This window comes from Haliea salexigens DSM 19537 (genome assembly GCF_000423125.1).
GTDB classification, from domain to species: domain Bacteria; phylum Pseudomonadota; class Gammaproteobacteria; order Pseudomonadales; family Halieaceae; genus Haliea; species Haliea salexigens.
Genome location: NZ_AUHJ01000070.1, coordinates 1 through 1,424, shown reverse-complemented (window position 1 = coordinate 1,424; position 1,424 = coordinate 1). Strand labels below are relative to the sequence as shown.

Annotated in this window: 1 protein-coding gene; it reads right to left on the bottom strand. The window is 52.0% G+C overall.

The window, feature by feature from the left end; all coding sequences use genetic code 11:
* Positions 1–102: 102 nt before the first annotated feature.
* A protein-coding gene (locus G533_RS24355) for an IS3 family transposase (protein WP_144079973.1) occupies positions 103–1,262 on the bottom strand; the annotation gives its coding sequence in 2 pieces (ribosomal slippage) (positions 103–1,010 and positions 1,010–1,262; 1,161 coding nt in all).
* Between the last annotated feature and the right edge of the window lie 162 nt (positions 1,263–1,424).

The window sequence follows — 1,424 nt, the reverse complement described above, 5'->3', positions numbered from 1 at the left end:
AATCGCCGAAAGCCCCGCCATCCGGGGCCTCCAAGAGGGGATTGCTTTTTCTGAAGTCCATATTTACACCAATTTTGGTTAAGATTTGGCCTTTTGTAGTGGTCAAGCAATCTTGGACACCAAATTAATCTGATTCTCAGCCACTCCCGGTGATACCCCGCCATTGGCAGCATGTGGTCGTCGCCAGTTGTAGTACCGCATAAAGTAATCGTTGATGTCGGCCTTCGCTGCAGCGAGGCTTCTGTATCCGAGTGGTGGCACCCACTCCGACTTCAAGCTTCGGAACAGTCTTTCCATCGGTGAGTTGTCCCAACAATTGCCACGCCGGCTCATACTTTGCTGAACTCGGTGGCGCCACAGAACACGCCGGAAGCGCCGGCTGCCATATTGGCTGCCTTGATCAGAATGGAACATCAGGCCCTTGGGGTAACCACGTGATTCAAGAGCGATTTCTAGCGCGTCGATAACGAGTTGGGCATTCGGTTTGTCGCTAATCGCTGATCCCACGACGCGACGAGTACATAGATCCATCACGACCGCCAAGTAGTGCCAACGATCACCAGCCCAAACGTAGGAGATGTCGCCGCACCAAACCTTGTTTGGCTCTGGCACATCGAACTGGCGATCGAGAAGATTCGGTATATCAACGCGGGCCTGCCCGTATTTCTTGTAAGGACTGGGCCCTGGTTGGCGAGACTTCAATCCTGCTTCGCGCATCAGGCTGCGGACTTTGAACCGACCGATAGGGAAGCCGGCATCGTTCATTTGATCCTTCAGTGTCCTGCTGCCAGCAGAGCCCCGGGAGTCGTTGAAGAGCTCCATGATTTTGATGCGTAATCTGATTCGCTTCACATCCGGTTTCCGCTTTCTTGCTTTGTATGCGTAGTAACTGGACCGGTTGATGGCCAGCGCTTCACACAGCTCGTTGACCCTAAAATGCACTCTCAGCGCGTCGATCAGTGCGAACGATCGATCTCGTCGGATACCAAGAGTGCGGTAGCCTTTTTTAGGATCGATTTCTCCCGCTCAAGCTTGTTGATCTTGGCCTTGAGGGCCTGAATTTCCTGCTGCTCCGGAGTCAGTGCCGCCGTTTCTGGTACACCACCGTTACGCTCAAATTGAACCTGCTTAACCCAGCGCCGTAGCGCACCATCCTGAAGATCAAACTGCTCACAGACCTCTTTAACACTGAATCCCTGATCCAAGACCAAGCAGGCAGTTTCTCGTTTGAACTCTCGGGTAAAAGTACGTCTCGTACGCATCTGAACACTCCTCCATCGGTGGTAGGCTACCACCTAAAAGCGTGTCCAAAATCATTGAACCACTACATTTTTAGGCTAAACGTATGGCATATGAAGAACGTGTTCAAATCTTGTCCGATGCAGAACAAGACGATTTTTATGGGCCCCCAATTTTCACGTCCA